Below are 19513 nucleotides of genomic sequence, written 5' to 3' on the forward strand. Positions count from 1 at the left end.
ACGGATGACCCGCTTCACCACCCGCCCGGAGATCCTCGGAACCTTCGGCGTCGTTACCTCGACCCACTGGATTGCCAGTGCCGTCGGCATGAGCATCCTGGAAAAGGGCGGCAACGCCTATGATGCGGCGGCGGCGACCGGGTTCGTCCTGCAGGTGGTCGAGCCGCACCTGAACGGCCCCGGAGGCGATCTTCCGGTGATCCACTACAGTTCCGCCACGGACCGCGTCGAGGTGGTTTGCGGCCAAGGGCCGGCGCCGGCGGGCGCAACGATCGAGCGCTACAAGGCCGAGGGCCTGTCGCTCATTCCCGGCGACGGAATGCTCTCCACCGTCATCCCGGGTGCCTTCGACGGCTGGATGCTGATGCTGCGGGACCACGGTCGCCTGCCGTTGCGTGAGGTTCTGGCACCCGCGATCCACTACGCCCGCGAGGGGCATCCGATGCTGCCGCGCGTTTCGGCGACGATCGCCGGGCTTGCGCCCTTCTTCGAGAAGGAGTGGCCCACGTCGCACGCGACCTGGCTGCCCGGAGGCGAGGCGCCCGCGCCCCATGCCCTTTTCCGCAATCCGGTGCTTGCGGACACCTGGGAGCGCCTGCTTGACGAAGCGGAGACGAAGTCGGGCCGCGAGGCGCAGATCGAGGCCGCGCGCGACTGTTTCTATCGGGGCTTCATCGCGGAGGCGATCGCCAGTTTCGTGGAACGGACCGAGGTCGTCGACGGAAGCGGGGAGCGCCACAAGGGCGTTCTCTCGGCGCAGGATCTCGCCTCCTACTCGGCCACCGTCGAGGCCCCGCTTCTGGGTGACTACCACGGCTGGACGGTCGCCAAGACCGGCCCCTGGGGCCAGGGGCCCGTACTGCTTCAGGCGCTCGCCCTGCTTGACGGGTCCGGCATCGAGCACGTGGATCCGGTGGGAGCGGACTTCGTGCATCTGGTCGCCGAGGCGATGAAGCTCGCCTACGCCGATCGCGAGGTCTATTACGGCGACCCCGCCTTCGTGGACGTGCCGCTCGAGACCCTGCTGTCGCGCGACTACAACGACAAACGGCGCAAGCTGATGGGCTCCACCGCGTCTTTCGACCTGCGCCCCGGAATGGTACCCGGACACGAGGAGCAGGTGGCGCGGATGATGAAGATCATCGACGGGCTCGGGGTGTCAGAGACCGGCGTCTACGAGCCGACCATGGCGCATCTGTCGGAAAAGCGCGGCGACACGGTCCACATCGATGTGATCGACCGTTGGGGCAACATGGTCTCGGCGACGCCGTCGGGCGGCTGGCTGCAGTCCTCGCCGATCATTCCCGAGCTCGGGTTCTGCCTCAACTCGCGTGCGCAGATGTTTCTGCTCGACGAGGGATTGCCGACCTCGCTTGCGCCGGGCAAGCGCCCGCGCACCACGCTCACACCGTCCATCGCGTTGCGCGACGGGAGGGCGGAGCTTGCCTTCGGGACGCCAGGTGGCGATCAGCAGGACCAGTGGCAGCTCTCGCTTTTCCTGCGCCTCGTCCACTCGGAGGCCAATCTGCAGGAAGCCATCGACCAGCCGCTCTTCCATACGACGCATTTCCCCGCGTCCTTCTATCCGCGCCAGCGCCAGCCCGGCCACATCATGGTCGAGGAAAGCTTCGGCGACGGTGTGATCGAGGAGCTGCGCCGGCGCGGTCACTCGGTCGAGGTGGCGCCGGAATGGTCCATCGGGCGGCTGACGGCGGCGCGGCACGGCGCGGACGGCCTGTTGCGGGCGGCGGCGACGCCGCGCCTCATGCAGGCCTATGCCATCGGTCGCTGAGCCGGAGCAGTCTGTCAGGGAGGCGGAATGACCTATTCCATCGTTGCGCGTGATCGCGAAACCGGCCAGTTCGGGGTCGCGGTCGCAAGTCGCTTCTTCGCCGTCGGGGCGGTGGTGCCGCATATGGCCGGCGGTATCGGTGCGATTGCCACGCAGGCGTTCATCTCGCCGCTCTACGGCACCGACGGGCTGGAGATGCTGAAGCGCGGCGCCAGCGCCCGCGAGGTGGTGGATGCCGTGACCGGTCGCGATGCGGGCGCCCATTCGCGCCAGCTTCACGTCATGGATGCCCGGGGCGGAATCGCGGCCTTCACGGGGGAAAAATGCGTCGACTGGGCGGGGCACGTCCAGGGCGAGGGCGTCTCCGTCGCCGGGAACATGCTGGCCGGGCCGCAGGTCGTACGCGAAACGCTTGCAGCCTACGAGGCGGGTGAGGGGATGCCCTTCGCCGAGCGGTTGCTCGCGGCGATGGAGGCCGGTGAGCGAGCCGGCGGGGACAAGCGAGGCCGGCAATCAGCGGCGCTCAGGATCCATCGCGGCGAGGCCTATCCGTGGATCGACATTCGTACCGACGATCATGCGGATCCGCTTGCCGAATTGCGACGCCTGCTTGCCGTCGCGGGCGAGCGCTATCTCCACGTGGCGGAAACCCTGCCGACCTCGGACAATGTGTCGGGAATGCTCGACCGGAGCGTCATCGATCTGCGTATCGCCGAGCTGGAGGACCGCCGCAAGGCGGAAGGACGTGCCTCCGCTTCCCACGCGTCGCCGCCCAGATGACGCTAGGTCAAAAATTGGCTGACGGCGCTTCCTCTTTCCGCTCGATCAGACTAGCTTCTGCCGTTCGGCCATGCGGGGAAGCTGATGAAGAACGGATCGGTTGAAGGGACGGTTGAGGCGCGTGCGCTGGACAAGGCCGATGTTCCGCGCTTCGTCACCCTTGCATCCGATGACGGGCCGGGACTGCAGCGCTATCGTGCCTCGCTTGCCCGCTACGGCATCGAGCCGGACATCGTCTGGACGGGGTCGCCCTATCCCGGACACGCCCGGGCCATGCAGCTTCTCGCGGCGCACCTGCGGACACTCGATCCTCGCGAGAGTGTCGTCTACACGGACGGCTACGATGTGGTCCTGATCCGGGATCCGGCAGAGCTGGCGGCGGAAATAGCGCGTTTTCGGGCGCCGGTCGTGATTTCCACGGAACCGGGCTTCACGTGGAAACTTCCCGGGCGTTTCGCGGCGTCGCGGCGCTATCCGAAGCGTCACGGGCGTGGCGGCATGTACCGCTTCCTCAACTCCGGGGCCTATGCGGGGCGCGCCGGCGTCATCGCGGACATGCTCGAGGGGCTCGATTTCGACAGCGGTGTCGATTGTGACCAGACGCTGTTCAACAAGTGGTATCTGGAAGACCCGTCCCGAGCCGCGCTCGACCACGATCAGGCGCTTTTCGCCAGTTCGGCCTGTCAGGTGGGGCTGGAACGGGTGCTTTATCGTTACGACGGTTCGCACCTGGTGAACCGTCGAACGGGTGGAAAGCCCTTTTTCTTTCACTTTCCGGCCGAGAACCGCCTGTCATCCGGGATCATTCTCGGCATGCTGCCGTTCCGCCTGCCGCGCTTGCCGGTGCGCCTGGAAGACAGGACCGGATATGTCGCCAACCTGGTCGAGAGCCGGCCGACGTGGCTTTTCGACCGTCCCGCCTATCCCCTTGAAGACGTGACCCGGATGGTGGTCTTCCGCTTGTTGCCCCTACTGGTGCTTGTCGCGCTCGCGATGTGGTGGCTATAGGCGGACCCTGGATGACGCGCCCGGAACCGCCAAGAGGAGTTCACTGAAAATGTCCGACATGCTGCCTGCCGCCACTTCGGTTCTCGCGCTTCACGTTGGCCGTGCGCGCGAGCGGTGGGAGGGCAAGCCGCCCTCGGCAATCGCGAAGGAGCCGGTCCCGGAGGCCCTGGCCCTCGGTTATGAGGGGTTTTCCGCCGACGAGCAGGCCGACCGCAAGGTTCACGGCGGCCCGGAAAAGGCTGTTCATCACTATCCCGCGGCCCACTATGCCTGGTGGCGGGAGCGCTTCCCCGATCATGAAGATGTTCTTCGGCCCGGAGGTTTTGGCGAGAACATTGTCGCGGACGGCCTCGACGAGGAGAGCGTGTGCCTGGGCGACCGGTTCCGGCTGGGCCGTGCCCTTGTCGAGATATGCCAGGGGCGGCAGCCGTGCTGGAAGCTTGCCGCCCATACCGGCATCGCGGCAATGGCGGGCGCGATGCAGAAGAGCGGGCGCACCGGCTGGTACTACAGGGTTCTGGAGCCGGGAAGCGTCGCGGCCGGCGACGAGATCGCGATCCAGGAAAGGCCGCTTCCCGACTGGCCGCTGGCACGTATCATCGCCGCGCGGTTCGATCCGCGTATCGACCCGCGCCTTGCAGCGGAGATCGCAGGCCTTACCCCCTTGTCGCAGAGCTGGCGGGCGTCATTCGTGAAGAAGTCGGATGCGTCCTACGCCGAGGATACAAGGGCGCGACTCTCGGGTCCCGGCGCGTGATACGCCTTCGCACCGGTCGGTGCGCGTGTGTTGGAAACTATTGATTTTTACCATTGTCCTGTCCAATGCTCCCGCAGTTGGCCGCGAGGAGGAGCGAGGCTGGAGATGGGGCAGATTACACAACCGGGAACGGGCGAGACGGGCAGGCGGGTTCCCTGCAGCCGGTTCTCGCTCGAGGGGGTCGCGCCGCGGGATCGCTTTGCCCTGTGGCGTGACAGCATCAACTGCCTGTTCGAGGTGGAGGCGGAGCGCGAGGAGCGGGAGACCGGGTTCCTCGGGGAGATTGAAGCCTACATCCTGGGTGACATGGCCCTTGCCCACACGCGCACGCAGGCGCAGTCCTGGGCGCGGACGCCCGAGATCATCGCCCGCGACGGCATGGATCACTTCATGATCCAGATCTACGAGAAAGGGTCCATGTCCTTTCGTCATCGCGGACAGGACAGGGTCTTTGCCCAGAACGGACTTATTGTCTTCGACCTGGCGCAGGACATGCGGTCGGTTTCCAGCGACATGGCCAACCTGTCGCTGCTGTTGCCGCGCGGATTGATAGAGCCGCATCTGAAATCCGCTGCCGACCGTCATCTCCAGATCCTGCCGCATGACGAGAATCCGATGGCCCGGCTTCTCTTCGATCACATGAAGACGCTCAAGGCGGTGGCCGGAGACATGACGCTCGCCCAGGCGGGGGAGGCAAGCGCCTCGACGGCGGCACTTGTGACAGCATGTCTCAATGGCAGCGAACCTGAGCCGGGGGCGGGGGAGCGGGGGATCGCGTTCGCGCTTCTGGTGCGTGCAAGGCAGCGCATCGAGGAAAATCTTGCGGATCCGAACCTGACACCGGCCCGTGTCGCGCGCCTGTCGGGGGTCTCGCGGACGCGGCTCTACGAGATGTTCGAGCCCTTCGGTGGCGTGCAGGCCTATATCCGCGAACGCCGGTTGCGGCTCGCGATGCGGATGGTCGTCGATCAGCGCTTTGCCCTGCGCCCGATCTCGTCGATTGCCGAAGCTTGCGGGTTCAGCAACGACAGTGCGTTCTCGCGTGCCTTTCGGAACCGGTTCGGCACGACGGCGCGCGACATGCGCGCAAACCCCAATCAGGCACGTCTCATCGAACCGGACATGGCCCGGTTCGTTGATCGTCGATATGAGAACTGGATCCGCACGCTCAGCGTCTGAGCGCGATGCGTCAACGCCAGGCGATCACGGGAGCCGCGTTTTCCGTGTCGCCGTCCATGCGATCGGGGCCGGTCAGGTCCAGGATGGCGATGCGCTTGTCGAACATGCCGGTCAGATAGACCTCGTCGCCGCGCAGCGACCACTTGCGGATGTTCTGCAGTTCGGTGTTGAAGCAGCCGAAAGCCGACGCGAAGCCGGACGCTCCGCCCACTGGTGGGCGCAGCGTCATGCGGCATTGCTTTCCATCGACCTCCACCCTCCAGTTCCCGGCGACCTCGGCGGTCGAGATCCGACGCATGGGGGCGCGATGATTGCTGTTGGCCGCGCCGAGCAGCATGGCCACGGTGTTGCCCACTGCGTTCGGATCGACGGAGACGGAGGCGCTTGTCCGCGACGACTTCGTGTGCCGGGTGCCGTTCGCGTCGACCCATGACCTGGAGGAGGAGGAGAGCGTCGTTTCGTGTTTGAACGGCTTGGCGTTGAAGCGGGGGCCGTAGCGATTGCCGAGGGAATTGGCCGGATACATGGGGGCCATGGGTGGGCGGGCGCCGGGCGAGGTCGTGCCTGTTCCCGACTGACAGGCGCCAAGCATCAGGGCCGTGGCGGTGAGTGCCGGCAGTAGAAGGGCACGATTGCGCAAGGAGGTGGGGCGGGACGCTCGGGCGGTCATCTCTTGTCGCTCTTTTTTGCAGGAGGGGAGGAGGCGGACGTGATTGCCTCCACGCAAGGACTGCATTGTTCCTCCGCAAAAGCGGAGGAGGCGGCAAGGTCGACGCGCAATCCGCGGACGCAAGGTGCAGAATCATGGACGCTGGGAAAGAAACCGCCGGGATGCCGGCTGGTCCGCCATCCGTCGGAACATGCGCGTGAAAACAGGCTTTCGCCGGTATTCGGCAGGAAACGGGGGCGGGGCCCGAGCGACCCGCTCCCCTTTTGTCTTGTGCTTCCTACACGGAGAACACGTCCGCCCATTCCGGATGCCGCTTGCGCTGGGCATTCACGAAGGGACAGAGCGGCATGATCTTGAAGCCCTGTTCACGCGCGTCGGCCACAAGGCGCTCGACAAGTGCAAGCCCCACCCCCATGCCGCGAAAAACATCCGGCACGCCGGTATGATCGGCGATCACCAGCGTCGCGCTGGTGATCGAGAACGTCAGCTCGCCCGTCTCGTCATGGCCTGTGACCCGCGCAATGTAGCGACCGCGCGTTTCGCTGGCCTCACGGGTGATGGTGATGTCGGCTGCGCTCATGAAACCCTCCTGTCGCTGCCGTCTCCTGACGGCCGGTCACCGACATTTGGAGCGTTTGACGTTTAAAACAATCCGCACTTCATCGAAGAGATTGTTCCGTATTTCTGAACGATCAATGGATGGCGGACAGTGAGAAAAAGGGCGCGCCGGAGTGCCGGCGCGCCCGTTTCGCGGGGAAGTGACGGTCGTCGAGGTCAGCCGATGACGGCGTTGTCCGACCGCTTGACGGCGATGACCGAGGATCGTCCGAGCGTGCCCTCGCCATCGGGAAAGGGCGCGTCCGGATGCTGGATGCCCACGAACATGGTCCGCAGGTCCGCCGACCAGCACAGGCCCGTCACCTCGGACCCGATCGGGGCCGTGAGGAACCGTTCGATGCGGCCCGACACCGGATCGCCGACGAGCATCTGGTTGTTGCCCATGCCGGCATAGTCGCCCTCGTTGCTGTCGGAGCCGTCGGTCTGGATCCACAGCAGGCCGGTCGTGTCGAAGGCCATTCCATCGGGCGAGTTGAAGAGGTTGCCCTCGTTGATGTTGTCGGACCCGGCGTAGGCGCCGTCATGAACGGTCGGGTTGCCGGCCATCACGTAGAGGTCCCAGGTGAAACCCGGCGCGGCGTGATCCTGCCCTTCGGGATACCAGCGCACGATCTGGCCGTAGTTGTTCTTCTCGCGCGGGTTCGGGCCGCCGATCGGAGTTGCGTCGCCGCCGGCGTTGGGCTTCACGCCACGGTTCTTGTTGTTGGTGAGGGCGCAATAGGCTTCGGCGGCGATCGGGTTGGCGGCGACCCACTCGGGCCGGTCCATCGTCGTCGCGCCGACCTTCGAGGCGGCGAGGCGTGTCCTGATCGCGATCTCGGGAGCACTCATTCCGGTCGTCTCGGGCGTCAGGGCCATCCATTCGCCGGATCCGTCCTCGTTGAACTTCGCGACGAAGAGAGTGCCCTCGTCGAGCAGCGTCGAGGTGTCGCCGCCCGGCACGTAGCTGGCGCTGGAGACGAACTTGTAGAGAAACTCGCCGCGTTCATCATCGCCGAGATAGACCACCACGCGGCCATCGGGCGCGATGACCACCTCGGCGTTTTCGTGCTTGAAGCGGCCGAGCGCGGTGCGTTTCACCGGCGTCGAGGACGGATCGGCTGGGTTGATCTCGACAATGTAGCCGGCCCGGTAGGGCTCTTTCACGTTCTTCGCCAGATCGAAGCGCGGGTCGAACTTCTCGTAGGAATAGACGCTGCCGGTCTTGATGCCGTAGCGCTTGAAATCCTCGGGCAGGCTCACGGTTTCGTCGGTGGAGCCGAAGTAGCCGTTGAAGTTCTCCTCGCAGGTCAGATAGGTGCCCCAGGGCGTCTTGCCGGCACCGCAGTTGTTGTAGGTGCCAAGCGATTTCGTGCCGCTCGGGTCGGCCTCGGTCTTAAGTAGGTCGTGGCCGGCGGCGGGACCCGAGATCGTCATCGGCGTCAGGTGGTTGATGCGGCGGTTCAGCGGGCTGTCGACGACGATCTTCCAGCCATCGTCCTCTTCCGCGACCTCCATCACCGTGACGCCCTGGAGCTTCTGCAGCTTGGCGACGTCCTCGGCCGAGGCGGGAATGCCGCCCTCGTTCTTGGGCAGGTTCAGCTTCGGGTTCACGTATTCGTGGTTCACCGCGATCACGTTGCGATCGCCGATGACGAAGAATTCCATGCCGTCGGTGTTTTCGCCGAACACGCGGTCCGCCGTGGCGGCGTCGCCGCCGGTCGTGTGGTCGAAACCGCCCGCGTCGGAGAACAGCTTGTCACCCCAGCGCGCGAGGATCTGCCAGGAGTAGCCCTCCGGAACGTGGACGGTCGCGTCGGTCGCGATGCCCACCGGCTTGAAGCCGAACCGCGCCGTCGCGGCTTCGGCGGAGGTGGAACTCATGAGCGAGCCGAGGCCCGTGACGCCCAGGCCCATTGCGGCCGCGCCCGAACCGATGGCCAGAACGCCGAGCAGGCCGCGCCGGGAAATCGCGGTCTCGACGACCCGGTCGAAGTCCGTTGTCTGCGGGCGCGGATCACGCGCCTCGTCGAAGGCATCGAAGGAAAAATCCTCGAAATCAATCCGATCGGTATCTTTGCGATCCATGCTGGCTCTCCCGATTGCTGGCTGGACGGGGATGGCGACCACTGGTCGGCGGAAGCCGGAAGCACTTTTTAAGCGGTCCAGGTCTCACCAGTATGACGGCGAGACCTGTCGGAGGCTGTATGGTCCTCGCGGCGCTTGCCGGTGGAAGGCCGCCGCCTTAGGTTGCCTTCCGACGCAAGACGAACACGAAGGCCCCGGGGCTTTCCGAGCGAGGGACCAATGGCGAAATCGAAGCCGTTCGACTGGTCGGCGCCTCATGACGATGAGGAGATCGTCCCGCGCGACGTGCGCTTCGGCATCGGCGACAATCCGCAGCTCGACTGGTTCGGCGGCGATCCGGTCAAAACGGCGATGGTCAATTCGTTCTCGATCTTCCTGCCCGAGGGGGAGCGTTTCTTCATCCGCTCGCTGAAGCACTATGCCGCCCGTCTCGACGACCCCGAGCTTGCGGCCGAGATAAACGGCTACGCCGTCCAGGAAGCTTTCCACACGCGCGAGCACGAGGACTACAATCGAGGGCTTGCCGACCTCGGGCATGACGTGGAGGCGATGGAGCAGCCGGTTGCGACACTTCTGGCCAACGTGCAGGTGCCGTTGATCCGTCTGGCGGTTACATGCGCCATCGAACACCTGACGGCGAATTTCTCGACCGTCACCCTGCGCCATCACCATCTCTTCGACGGAGCGCATTCCGCCTACCGCCGGCTGTGGATGTGGCACGCGCTGGAAGAACTCGAGCACAAGGCCGTCGCGCTCGACGTGTACCGGCAGGCGGCTGCGGGAATGCCGGCGTGGAAACGCTACGGTCTCAGGATCGGGGCCATGAACACGACCGCCTTTCATTTCCTGAGGGTGCTCTTGCGCAACATGCGCAAGATGCTGCGCGAGCAGGGGCACGACACGGGGCTGCGTTTCTGGCTCCGCGTGTTTCAGTTGTTCTTCATTTCGCCTGGATACATGCGCCTCAGCATGGGGCCGTTCCTGCGCTACTATCTGCCCGGCTTCGATCCGCGCAACATTGACGATACGGACCTGATCCGCTCCGGTCGGGCGTGGCTTGCGGCCGAGTTTGCCGCCGACGGACCGCGCGCGGAACCCGCCGAATGAGCGGCGGACTCTTTTCTCACGTGCTGCGCGCGGTCGAGCGCGGGGCTTTTCCGCGCACGCGCAAATGGGCGTGGCGAGGGCTCTACAACATGCTGTCGCGCGTCTGGCGCGACGACGACTGGCGTTTCATGAATTATGGCTATGTGGCTGAGGGCGAGGCGTTTGCTCTCGATCCCGACGAAGAGCCGGAGCGTCCGTTCATCGGTCTCTATCACCAGGCCGTGAACGGCCTCGATCTCGAGGGGCGCGACGTGCTTGAGGTCGGATCGGGGCGCGGTGGCGGCGCGCGCTACATCGCCCGTACCTTTGCTCCGCGCTCGGTCACCGGCCTCGATTACTCTCCGGGCACCGTGCGGCGGGCCAGGGCGCTTTGCGCCGACACGCCGGACCTTGCCTTCAAGGTCGGCGATGCGGAGGCGCTGCCCTTCGCCGACGCCAGCTTCGATGTGGTGGTCAACATCGAGTCCTCCCATTGCTACGCCAATGTGGCGGGTTTCGCGGAAGAGGTTGCGCGGGTGCTGCGTCCGGGCGGGATCTTCACCTTCGCCGACATGCGGGGCCGCTCCATGCTCGAGGCGCTTGACCGGGACCTTTCCGTCCCCGGGCTGGAACTCTTGCAGGAGAGGGACCTGACAAAGGGCGTGCTCGCCGCACTCGACGCTGCGGAGGCGCGCAAGCAGGCGCGCATCGCGCGCAACCGGCTGTCGCGTCGCTTCATGAAGGAGTTCGCCGGCACGCGTGGCTCGCTTCTCTACAAGGGGCTGCAGTCCGGCTCGGTCGTCTATCTCGCCCGTCGATATCGCAAGAACGGGTGAGCCGCCTTGCGGCTGTCAACCGGGTGTCATAGAGCCTGCCTACCACTGCCGGATCATATTCACGCCCGATCACGGTTTCTCCTGGGGGTCTTTCATGAAGTTTTCCGTTCTCGGCGCGCTTGCCGCCGCGCTTCTCGGCTCGACGCTCGCCGCGCAGGCCGAACCCGTCTTCAACCGCATCGCGTCCTTCCCGGTGGCCTCGAACCTGCCGTCCGAGATGGCGCCGGAGACGGAAACGTCTTCCGAGATCATCACCTCGACCGAAGATGGCCAGATGCTGATCTATTCGGACAGCCCGCTTGGCGCGATCGGCTTCATCGACCTGACGGACCCGGCCAATCCGAAGCCGCATGGCGTGGTCAAGATCGACGGCGAACCGACGTCGGTGACCTCGGTGGGCGACAAGGTCTTTGCCGGCATCAACACCTCGAAGAGCTTCACCGAACCCTCGGGTGTGCTGGTGACCATCGACATCGCGACGCAGGCGATCTCGGCCACCTGCGATCTCGGCGGCCAGCCGGATTCGGTTGCCCTGTCGCCGTCCGGGGACCTGCTTGCGGTGGCGATCGAGAACGAGCGCGACGAAGACCTGAACGATGGTGCCATGCCGCAGATGCCGGCCGGATGGCTCAGCCTGTTCAAGATCGTGGACGGTGCCCTCGATTGCGGGAGCCGCAAGGATGTAGACCTGATCGGACTGGGCGGCATTGCTGCCGACGATCCCGAGCCCGAGTTCGTCGACATCAACTCGAAGAACGAGGTCGTGGTCACGCTGCAGGAGAACAACCATCTGGTTGTTGTCGACGGCAACACCGGCGAGATCGTGAACCATTTCTCCGCCGGCGAAGTGGACCTCGAGGGCGTCGACACGCGCCGCGACGGCGCGATCACGCTCAACGGGTCGCTGAAGGGCGTCGCGCGCGAGCCCGACGCGGTGCAGTGGCTTGATGACGACCGGTTCGTGATCGCCAACGAGGGTGACTACAAGGGCGGTTCGCGCGGTTTCTCGATCTTCTCCAAGTCCGGTGAGCTGCTGTTCGATTCCGGTACCGATTTCGAGCACCGTATCGTCATGGCCGGCCACTTCCCCGAGAAGCGGGCCAACAAGAAGGGCGTCGAGCCGGAGGGGCTCGAGGTCAAGACCTTCGGCGGCAACACGTACATCTTCGTCCTGTCCGAGCGTGGCTCGGTCGTTGGTGTCTACCGCGACACGGGCGGAATGCCGGAGTTCGTCCAGCTTCTGCCGACGGGCATCGCGCCTGAAGGTGCCATCGCGATCCCGGGCCGCGACATCCTGGCCGTGTCCAACGAAGCCGACCTGGTCGCCGACGGCGGCGCGCGCTCGCATGTCACGATCTATCGCCTTGGCGAGGGCACGTCCTCCTATCCGATGATCGAGTCGAAGGTGACGGAAGGCGGCCTGCCGGTCGGCTTCGGTGCGCTGTCCGGCCTTGCGGCCGATCCCGAGGTCGCGGGGCGGCTCTATGCGGTCAACGACAGCTTCTATTCCATGCAGCCGACGATCTTCGAGATCGACGCCACCAAGGCGCCGGCCGAGATCACCGGCGTGATCCGCGTGACGCGGGGCGGCCAGCCAGCCCAGCTTCTGGATCTGGAAGGCATTGCCACCGATGGCGAAGGCGGTTTCTGGCTGGCCTCGGAAGGTAACGCCGGCAAGCTCGTGCCGCATGCGCTCTACCATGTGAACGGCAAGGGCGAGATCAAGGAGTCGGTTGCCTTCCCGGAGGAGCTTCTGGTTCATCAGCGCCGCTTCGGCGCCGAGGGCATCACCATGGTTGGCGACACGCTGTGGGTCGCGATCCAGCGCCCCTGGAAGGATGATCCCAAGGACGCCGTGAAGCTTCTCGCCTACAACACCTCCACCAAGGAATGGGGCGCGGTGCACTATCCGCTCGACGCGACCGAAAAGGGCTGGGTGGGGCTGTCCGAGATCACGGCGCACGGCGACCATGTCTATATCGTGGAGCGCGACAACCAGATCGGTGAGGCGGCGAAGATCAAGAAGCTCTACCGGGTTCCCCTGTCCCAGCTCATGCCCGCGCCGCTGGGCGGCGAACTGCCGATGGTCACCAAGGAAGAGGTTCGCGACTTCATCCCCGACCTCAAGGCGACCGGCGGATATGTTGTCGACAAGATCGAAGGCTTCACCATCGATGCCGCGGGCAACGGCTATGCCGTGACCGACAATGACGGTGTCGACGACAGCAACGGCGAGACCCTGTTCTTCTCGACCGGCAAGATGTGAGGAGGTGCGGGCCGGGTATTCCGGCCCGCCTCCGACTACGGACAAAAAAGCCCCGGCACCTGATGGTGCCGGGGCTTTGTCATTTTCAGGAAGGATCGGGGTTCGCGAACGGCGCTGCTCAGCGGCGGAAGACCATCATGGAAAACAGGCCGAAGGGGCCATGCCGGCTTTCGCTGACAAGCTCCATGGACGTGGCCTCGAGTATGGTCTCGCGCGGAAAAAGCGGGTCCCAGCCGAGTTTCTCGGAAAACCGGGCCAGCAGACGCTCGGCGGCTGCAAGAATGCCGCTCGCGGAGGCGAAGTGGTTGACGATGATGACCGTGCCTCCCGGCTTTACGACGCGTTCCACTTCTGCCATCACGGCGGCGGGATCCGGGACCACCGAGACCACATACATCACGGTCGCGACGTCGAAGCTTGCCGCCTCGAAGCTCATGTCGGTCGCGTCCATGGCGTGAAGCCCGTCGACATTGCCGAGGGTCTCGCGCTGCACTCTCTCGCGGGCGCGGCGCAGCATGGGCTCCGAGAGATCGATGCCGGTCACCCTCAGATTGCGTCCGTAGAGCGGCAGCGACAGGCCCGTTCCCACGCCGACCTCGACGAGACGTCCGCCGAGGTCGTTGGCGACCGCGGCAGCGGCCTTCTGGCCGGGCACGAGCGGGATGGTGAAGACCCAGTCGTAGATCGGGGCCCATCGTGCATAGGCGCTTTCCACGGCGGAGCTTCCGTCGGCTCCGGTCAGGACGGCGACCGCGCGGCGCATGGCGCGGCGGCGGCGGTCGACCCAGCGCCCGAGGGACGTCTGGGTGAGAAAGTCACCGTCCATCACAGCGCGGCCGCGGCAGGCTTGCGGTCACCGCGTGTCGCGTCCGTCGTCGTCATGGCAGCTCCTGCAGGAATGGTGCGGTCTATCCAGCCGCCGCCCAGAACGCGTCCGCCTTCGCCGTCGTCGGAGAAGAAGACACAGGCCTGGCCGGGGGCGACCCCGGTCTCCCCGTCGATGAGCTCGACCACGGGCTCTCCATCGATGACGCGCAGCACCGCAGGGCGCGGCGGTCGGGTGGAGCGGACCTTCGCGGCAAGCTCGACACCGGTCGCGGGAATGTCCTCGAGACGCCCCTCTCCGAGCCAGTTGACGTCACGCAGAACGATGCGCCGGGTCCCCAGCGCCTCGCGCGGGCCGACGATCACGCGTCGGCCTTCCGCGTCTAGCTTCACCACATAAAGCGGTTCTCCGGTGGCGATACCGATTCCGCGCCGCTGGCCGATGGTGAAGTGGATGATGCCGTTGTGCGTGCCGAGCACGCGGCCGTCGAGGTGGACGATCTCGCCGGGCTCCGCCGCATTCGGCTTCAGTCGTTCGATGACGTCGGCATATTTGCCCTGGGGCACGAAGCAGATGTCCTGGCTGTCCTGCTTGTCGGCAATCGCCAGGCCGAACTCGCGGGCAAGCTCGCGGGTTTCTGGTTTGGTCAGGCCGCCGAGCGGAAAGCGCAGGAAGTCGAGCTGCTCCTGCGTGGTCGCGAAGAGGAAGTAGCTCTGGTCGCGGTCCAGGTCGATCGGGCGGAAGAGCGCGCGATGGCCGTTCGCGGCCTGCGCGGTGCGCACGTAGTGGCCGGTCGCCAGAACGTCGGCGCCGAGCGTGCGGGCGGTCTCCAGAAGGTCGGAGAACTTGACCGTCTGGTTGCAGGCGACACAGGGAATCGGCGTCTCGCCGGCGATGTAGCTCTCGGCGAAACGCTCGATGACCTTCTCGCGGAAGCGGTCCTCGTAGTCGAGAACGTAGTGGGGAATGCCCAGCCGCTCCGCAACGCGGCGTGCGTCCTGGATGTCTTGGCCCGCGCAGCAGGCACCGGCCCGGTGCACCGCCTCCCCGTGATCGTAGAGCTGCAGCGTGACGCCGATGACATCGTAGCCCTCGCGCTGCATCAGCCCCGCGACGACGGACGAATCGACGCCGCCCGACATGGCAACGACGACCCGCGTGTCCTCCGGGCGCTTGGGGATGTCGAGACTGTTCATCATGCCTGTCATCCTGGTGCGGACCTGTTCGTGAGCGCCCGTTAGCGGGTGCCGGTCCTCGTGAATGTCGCCCGGTCGGTTCGGGCCTCGAGCAGCGGCGCTCCCGTCTGGCTTCTCCGGCCGCGCCGACGCGGCGTCCGCCCCGCGAAAACGCGCAAACCCGGCGCGGGTTCCCTGTCATTTGAAACCGGGCCGGAGGGCAGTGGCTGGATGGGTGCGGGTCGCGGCATTTCGCCGGGCCGCGTGTTTGCGCGCGACTATAGCGGATCGGTCCTGCAAACGCCAAGACCGGCGCAAGGGGGGAACGCCAACCTTTCTCGTCCTATCCGGCCGTCACAACCCGGCAAAGCTTGCCTGTCCTGGGCAAGCCTTGCCCGCCGCGCATGTGTGATCCGGGAGGTCAAAGGGCAAGGGCACCTGGCCAAAAGCCCGTGTTTCAGCCGTCCCGGGCAGTTGGCCCGCCCCTTGCTTTCCCCAGAGCGAGACCATGCGTGCGCCGTTGAACAGACGGACGCCGGATGATGCAAGGAAGATGCGCGTGACCATCGCCCAGACAGTGTCGCAACCCGTTCCGGGATCCGTGCCCACAGCTTCCGCCGCCGCGCGCGCCGTCGCCGGTGCGGGGAACGCTGGAGGTTCCGGGCAGGCGGTTCCGTCAATGTTCGCCGATGTGCTTTCCGGCACGTTCGGGCCGGAGGTCGCGGCTGGAAACAGCGCGGTGGCAGGCGCTGCCGCCGTTTCCCAGCAGGCGCAGGCGGGCGGGCGCTCCCGGGGCGGCTCCACCTCCGGCGGGAACCTTGCGGCGCTTGAGGGGACCGGCCCCATGATACCGGAGGCTACGGATGTCGCCGGACAGGCGGCTGCCACGGATCTTGCCGGGGCCGCTGCCGTCGAGGCGCCCCGTGCGACCGTCTGGAATTTCGCCGGCTTCAACGACGGGGCCTCCGGCTCCGCGACCGTTTCGCCTCCGGGTGCACCCACTGCCCCGCTGACAGCGGACGGCGGAATGCCCGTGGCGGGCGGAAGCGGGGCGGTGCCTTCGGGGGCGGTTGCAGGTGCGCCGCCGACGTCTGCCGCCGACGCGGAACAGTCGGCCGGGAGCGCCGCGCCGGTGGCCGGTGGTCCGAACGGCGGGCAGGCGGCCCGGACGGCAAATGTCTCCGGTGATGTCGCCGCCAATGCGCGCATGAGCGAGATCTGGGGAGCCTCGCTCGATGGCGAGGCCCAATCGACGAGCGGCACGGCGGCACGCGGGGCGCAGTCTCCGTCTGCGGCGACTTCCTCCGCGACCGGATTGAGCGGCACTCGACCGGCCGCCGCGCAGACAGGCGCTGGAACGGTCCGGGACGGTGCCTTGCTTCCCGGTGAAAGCGAAGCTGCCGCACGCGCCAGAAGCGTCAACGCCCGGATCCCCGAAACGCCTGCCGTGACGGGTACGCCGGCGACGGAGCAGGCACCCGGCAATCAGGTTGCTGCAAGTCAGGTGGCACCCGGGACGCGAGAGCGTGGCGGGGTGGTCGGTGCCGCGATGGCTGACGCCGCGACGGGCGGGGCGAGCGATACCCGGGCGGAGGGAGCTTCGCCCGCCGTCGGGGCAGCGGGAGCGAAGGCTTCAGGCCTCACGCCGTCCAGTCCCGGAACGGATGCCGAGTCCGTTCCGGCAGGCTCCGGCACGTCCACAGCCACAGCAACCCCGTCCGGCCTTGCGGCCCCCGCGCAGGGTGACGCATCCGGAGACGCAGTGGCGGCCACGGTTCGTGAGGGAATGTCCGACGGCGACCGTGCCACCGGCGAGGCCGTGAAAGCGGAATCCGCTGGCAGCCCCCGCACACAGGATGCCGCGCGGGCGGTCTCGGCGGGGACGCCCGAGGCGCAGGTGAACGCGAGCGTCGCGGTGAAACGGGTGAATGCTCCGGCCGCCGACAGCCTCACCGGCGAGACGAGCGAGACGAGCGAAACGGGTGTCGTTTCCACGGACGCGGATGATGTCGCAAGCGACGATGGCGCCCGGACGAAGTCTCGCGATACCGTGCGTGCCGATGCCGCTGCGGTCGACGCGCGCACCTCAGCGCAGCCGCAGGTGCAGCGTGCCGCGCAATTCTCCCTTTCCGGCACACCCGCCGGCAGCGGAACGATTGCGGGCGAGGGGGCGGCCGCCGCCGAAGCCCGCGATCTTCTCTACGGGTATGACGGCTCCGGTGCCGATGGTGCGGATGGCGCAACGGCGAAGGACAACGCCTCCTCCGGTCGTTCGGCGGATGGTGCCTCGGCTTCGGCTGCGGCAGGCGTCCGGCCCGAGGCGGCACAGCCGACCCGCAGCGGCGTGAGTGCTCCGGCCATGGCCTTCGCGGCCGCGATGGCGGAAGCCTCCGGCGATGTCTCGCTGAGCGACGATCCGGCGCTTTTGAGTGGAACCTCGGCGCTTGAGGGTGGGCGTGGCGATGCGCTTGCCCAGGCCCACGCGCAGCTGTCGCAGGCGGCACGTGGCGGTCAGAACCCGGCGCCCCACATGGCGGCGCTGGCGACCGGTCACCTGGCCGCCGAAGTGGCACGTTTCGCCGGAAAGGGGCAGACGCGCTTCCAGATCCGGATGGATCCGCCCGAACTTGGGCGGGTCGATGTGGAGCTGAAGTTCTCCAAGGACGGCAAGGTGAAGGCTCATCTCACCGTGGATCGTAGCGAGACGCTGGACATGTTCATGCGCGACCAGCGCGGACTTGAGCGGGCGCTCGATGCCGCCGGCCTGAAGCTCGATCCGGGATCGGTCGAACTGTCGCTGAGGGATCAGGGGGCCGGCAGTTTCGCCCAGCAGCAGGGAATGGCCGACGGTTCCGGACAGGACGGTAACAACGGTACGTCCGGCGGGCCGGCGCACGGCGGCGAGGCGGGAGAGGCCGACCGCGAGGCCGTCTCCTTTTCACGGGTTCAGGTGGCGGGCTCGACGGGCTCGCTCGACATTCATATCTGACGAGAGGCTGCTCCCGGCCGGTGTGATACCGGTCCGGGATGCAGGCAAACGGAAACCGAGGGACGAGTGACATGGTGACGACAAGCGGAGTCGGATCTGCCGGGGGCACCACCGGAGTCGACACGCCGTCCACGCTGACGGGCCTGTCGAACAACTACGAGCTGTTTCTGTCCATCCTGACGACGCAGATCAAGAACCAGGATCCGCTCGAGCCGATGGACGCGTCCCAGTACACCGACCAGCTCGTGCAGTATTCCTCCGTTGAACAGCAGATCAAGACGAACGATCAGCTTTCCGATGTTTTGAAGGTGATGGCCGCGTCCACCGCCTCGAGCTACGTGAGCTATCTTGGAACCAAGATCGTGGCGTATGGTGATACGGCGGAAAGCAGCGGCAACGGCGCCGAATGGACCTACAATTCACCCGACAGCGGCAAGGCAAGGGTCGAGATCCGCAACTCGCTCGGCGCGAAGGTCTATGCCGGGGAGATCGATCTTTCGCAGGGGCGCCACAGCTATGCATGGGATGGCCGCACGACCGCCGGCTCCCTGGCTCCGGCGGGGACCTATTCGGTGTCCATCGCACGCCTCGATGACAAGGGGAACCCTGCCGTGGCCGTGCCCACGGAAATGACCGGCGAAGTCACGGGGCTGGATTTCTCGTCGGGCGGTCCGGTTCTGAAGGTTGGATCGATCAGCGTTCCGGCGAGCAACGTCATTTCGGTCAACCGGCTCTGATGACGTAGCCGCGAATCCGGCGGAAAGGCCGCTGTAGTCCGGTCTGCCCGGCCTGCAAGTCTCCTTCACTTTCAGGTTTGTTTTGAGGCCGCGTGACGCTCGAGGCGTTCGCGGTTGTTTCATTTTGCAAGGAGAGGTGTCGGAGCCAGTGCTCGCAAGGCATTTACCCGGCACAAAACGGCGGATTCTAGGGTGTCGCTGAGTCGTTCAAATTATTACTGAATTCTTGCCTCGCGTTTAGTCAATTTTTAAAGCTGAAGGGCTACATTCAACCTCAACGTGGTCATGTTGAGTGTGAGTGTACAATGACCGACCGAGCAAGTGCGCGTGTCAAATATGTGATCGGACCCGATGGGTCTCCGCTTACGATTGCCGATCTTCCTCCCGCCTCGACCCGCAGATGGGTCATCCGCCGGAAGGCGGAAGTGGTGGCCGCCGTCCGAGGGGGGCTTCTTTCCCTGGACGAGGCCTGCAAGCGGTATACGCTGACGGTGGAAGAATTCCTGTCCTGGCAGAGTTCCATCGACCGGCACGGGCTGGCCGGTCTGAGGGCGACCCGCGTACAGCAGTACCGGAACTGACCTTGCCTCGCCGCTCCGGCGGGCGGTTGACCTGATCCCTTGATTCCGTCTCGAAACGGCCGGCGTCCGACGCCGGCCGTTTTCGTTCGTCCGCCCTCCCGATCATCGTGTCGTGAGCCTTGCGCCGCCTGAAACGGCCTGCCGGT

At 66.1% G+C, this 19513-nt stretch carries 16 protein-coding genes; 11 read left to right on the forward strand and 5 right to left on the reverse strand.

The window, feature by feature from the left end:
- Positions 1–4: 4 nt before the first annotated feature.
- The 5 genes from ACYX4S_RS01995 to ACYX4S_RS02015 all read left to right on the forward strand — a co-directional run bounded on the left by ACYX4S_RS01995 (position 5) and on the right by ACYX4S_RS02015 (position 5516).
- A complete protein-coding gene (locus ACYX4S_RS01995) occupies positions 5–1792 on the forward strand; it encodes a gamma-glutamyltransferase family protein (protein WP_476361693.1) in 1788 nt (595 codons plus the stop codon).
- A gap of 27 nt (positions 1793–1819) precedes the next feature.
- The gene (locus ACYX4S_RS02000) at positions 1820–2572 is read left to right on the forward strand and encodes a DUF1028 domain-containing protein (protein ID WP_476361694.1); all 753 of its coding nucleotides are present in this window, start codon (positions 1820–1822) and stop codon (positions 2570–2572) included.
- Positions 2573–2656: 84 nt separating this feature from the next.
- On the forward strand, positions 2657–3580 hold the full coding sequence (locus ACYX4S_RS02005) for a glycosyltransferase domain-containing protein (protein WP_476361695.1): 924 nt from the start codon (positions 2657–2659) through the stop codon (positions 3578–3580).
- 49 nt (positions 3581–3629) lie between these two features.
- Positions 3630–4337: an MOSC domain-containing protein gene (locus ACYX4S_RS02010; protein WP_476361696.1), complete on the forward strand. Its 708-nt coding sequence runs from the start codon at positions 3630–3632 to the stop codon at positions 4335–4337.
- 105 nt (positions 4338–4442) lie between these two features.
- The gene (locus ACYX4S_RS02015; protein WP_476361697.1) at positions 4443–5516 is read left to right on the forward strand and encodes a helix-turn-helix domain-containing protein; all 1074 of its coding nucleotides are present in this window, start codon (positions 4443–4445) and stop codon (positions 5514–5516) included.
- A gap of 10 nt (positions 5517–5526) precedes the next feature.
- Here ACYX4S_RS02015 and ACYX4S_RS02020 read toward each other — a convergent pair whose 3' ends face one another.
- From ACYX4S_RS02020 to ACYX4S_RS02030, 3 genes are all read right to left on the reverse strand, one after another.
- Positions 5527–6186, reverse strand: coding sequence for an AprI/Inh family metalloprotease inhibitor (locus ACYX4S_RS02020; RefSeq protein WP_476361698.1), 660 nt, complete (start codon positions 6184–6186; stop codon positions 5527–5529).
- Positions 6187–6463: 277 nt separating this feature from the next.
- Positions 6464–6766 carry a GNAT family N-acetyltransferase gene (locus tag ACYX4S_RS02025; RefSeq protein WP_476361699.1) on the reverse strand — a complete coding sequence of 101 codons (303 nt, stop codon included), beginning with the start codon at positions 6764–6766 and terminating at the stop codon, positions 6464–6466.
- A 194-nt stretch (positions 6767–6960) separates the two neighbouring features.
- Complete coding sequence (locus ACYX4S_RS02030; RefSeq protein WP_476361700.1) at positions 6961–8871, reverse strand: PhoX family protein; 1911 nt, start codon at positions 8869–8871, stop codon at positions 6961–6963.
- Positions 8872–9090: 219 nt separating this feature from the next.
- Between ACYX4S_RS02030 and ACYX4S_RS02035 the strand changes: the two genes are divergently transcribed.
- The 3 genes from ACYX4S_RS02035 to ACYX4S_RS02045 all read left to right on the forward strand — a co-directional run bounded on the left by ACYX4S_RS02035 (position 9091) and on the right by ACYX4S_RS02045 (position 13059).
- Positions 9091–9978, forward strand: coding sequence for a metal-dependent hydrolase (locus tag ACYX4S_RS02035; protein ID WP_293718001.1), 888 nt, complete (start codon positions 9091–9093; stop codon positions 9976–9978).
- A complete protein-coding gene (locus ACYX4S_RS02040; RefSeq protein ID WP_476361701.1) occupies positions 9975–10793 on the forward strand; it encodes a class I SAM-dependent methyltransferase in 819 nt (272 codons plus the stop codon). Before ACYX4S_RS02035 ends, ACYX4S_RS02040 begins: the two co-directional genes overlap by 4 nt.
- Before the next feature lie 94 nt (positions 10794–10887).
- Positions 10888–13059: an esterase-like activity of phytase family protein gene (locus tag ACYX4S_RS02045; protein ID WP_476361702.1), complete on the forward strand. Its 2172-nt coding sequence runs from the start codon at positions 10888–10890 to the stop codon at positions 13057–13059.
- A gap of 118 nt (positions 13060–13177) precedes the next feature.
- Here ACYX4S_RS02045 and ACYX4S_RS02050 read toward each other — a convergent pair whose 3' ends face one another.
- Together ACYX4S_RS02050 and mnmA are read right to left on the reverse strand one after the other, a co-directional pair.
- Positions 13178–13885 (reverse strand): class I SAM-dependent methyltransferase, encoded by a 708-nt coding sequence (locus tag ACYX4S_RS02050; RefSeq protein WP_476361703.1) that lies wholly within the window; start codon positions 13883–13885, stop codon positions 13178–13180.
- Complete coding sequence (gene mnmA, locus ACYX4S_RS02055) at positions 13885–15084, reverse strand: tRNA 2-thiouridine(34) synthase MnmA (protein WP_476361704.1); 1200 nt, start codon at positions 15082–15084, stop codon at positions 13885–13887. Before mnmA ends, ACYX4S_RS02050 begins: the two co-directional genes overlap by 1 nt.
- Before the next feature lie 655 nt (positions 15085–15739).
- Here mnmA and ACYX4S_RS02060 point away from each other — a divergent pair.
- From ACYX4S_RS02060 to sciP, 3 genes are all read left to right on the forward strand, one after another.
- The gene (locus ACYX4S_RS02060; protein WP_476361705.1) at positions 15740–18049 is read left to right on the forward strand and encodes a flagellar hook-length control protein FliK; all 2310 of its coding nucleotides are present in this window, start codon (positions 15740–15742) and stop codon (positions 18047–18049) included.
- 71 nt (positions 18050–18120) lie between these two features.
- A complete protein-coding gene (locus tag ACYX4S_RS02065; protein WP_476361706.1) occupies positions 18121–18786 on the forward strand; it encodes a flagellar hook assembly protein FlgD in 666 nt (221 codons plus the stop codon).
- A gap of 305 nt (positions 18787–19091) precedes the next feature.
- Positions 19092–19367, forward strand: coding sequence for a CtrA inhibitor SciP (gene sciP / locus ACYX4S_RS02070; protein ID WP_293717989.1), 276 nt, complete (start codon positions 19092–19094; stop codon positions 19365–19367).
- Positions 19368–19513: the final 146 nt, after the last annotated feature.

The organism is Stappia sp. ABD4_338, assembly GCF_056312175.1.

Coding starts and splice junctions, on each gene's coding strand:
- ACYX4S_RS01995 (WP_476361693.1), top strand. CDS start 5: ATGACCCGCTTCACCACCCGCCCGGAGATCCTCGGAACCTTCGGCGTC.
- ACYX4S_RS02000 (WP_476361694.1), top strand. CDS start 1,820: ATGACCTATTCCATCGTTGCGCGTGATCGCGAAACCGGCCAGTTCGGG.
- ACYX4S_RS02005 (WP_476361695.1), top strand. CDS start 2,657: ATGAAGAACGGATCGGTTGAAGGGACGGTTGAGGCGCGTGCGCTGGAC.
- ACYX4S_RS02010 (WP_476361696.1), top strand. CDS start 3,630: ATGTCCGACATGCTGCCTGCCGCCACTTCGGTTCTCGCGCTTCACGTT.
- ACYX4S_RS02015 (WP_476361697.1), top strand. CDS start 4,443: ATGGGGCAGATTACACAACCGGGAACGGGCGAGACGGGCAGGCGGGTT.
- ACYX4S_RS02020 (WP_476361698.1), bottom strand. CDS start 6,186: ATGACCGCCCGAGCGTCCCGCCCCACCTCCTTGCGCAATCGTGCCCTT.
- ACYX4S_RS02025 (WP_476361699.1), bottom strand. CDS start 6,766: ATGAGCGCAGCCGACATCACCATCACCCGTGAGGCCAGCGAAACGCGC.
- ACYX4S_RS02030 (WP_476361700.1), bottom strand. CDS start 8,871: ATGGATCGCAAAGATACCGATCGGATTGATTTCGAGGATTTTTCCTTC.
- ACYX4S_RS02035 (WP_293718001.1), top strand. CDS start 9,091: ATGGCGAAATCGAAGCCGTTCGACTGGTCGGCGCCTCATGACGATGAG.
- ACYX4S_RS02040 (WP_476361701.1), top strand. CDS start 9,975: ATGAGCGGCGGACTCTTTTCTCACGTGCTGCGCGCGGTCGAGCGCGGG.
- ACYX4S_RS02045 (WP_476361702.1), top strand. CDS start 10,888: ATGAAGTTTTCCGTTCTCGGCGCGCTTGCCGCCGCGCTTCTCGGCTCG.
- ACYX4S_RS02050 (WP_476361703.1), bottom strand. CDS start 13,885: ATGGACGGTGACTTTCTCACCCAGACGTCCCTCGGGCGCTGGGTCGAC.
- mnmA (WP_476361704.1), bottom strand. CDS start 15,084: ATGATGAACAGTCTCGACATCCCCAAGCGCCCGGAGGACACGCGGGTC.
- ACYX4S_RS02060 (WP_476361705.1), top strand. CDS start 15,740: ATGTTCGCCGATGTGCTTTCCGGCACGTTCGGGCCGGAGGTCGCGGCT.
- ACYX4S_RS02065 (WP_476361706.1), top strand. CDS start 18,121: ATGGTGACGACAAGCGGAGTCGGATCTGCCGGGGGCACCACCGGAGTC.
- sciP (WP_293717989.1), top strand. CDS start 19,092: ATGACCGACCGAGCAAGTGCGCGTGTCAAATATGTGATCGGACCCGAT.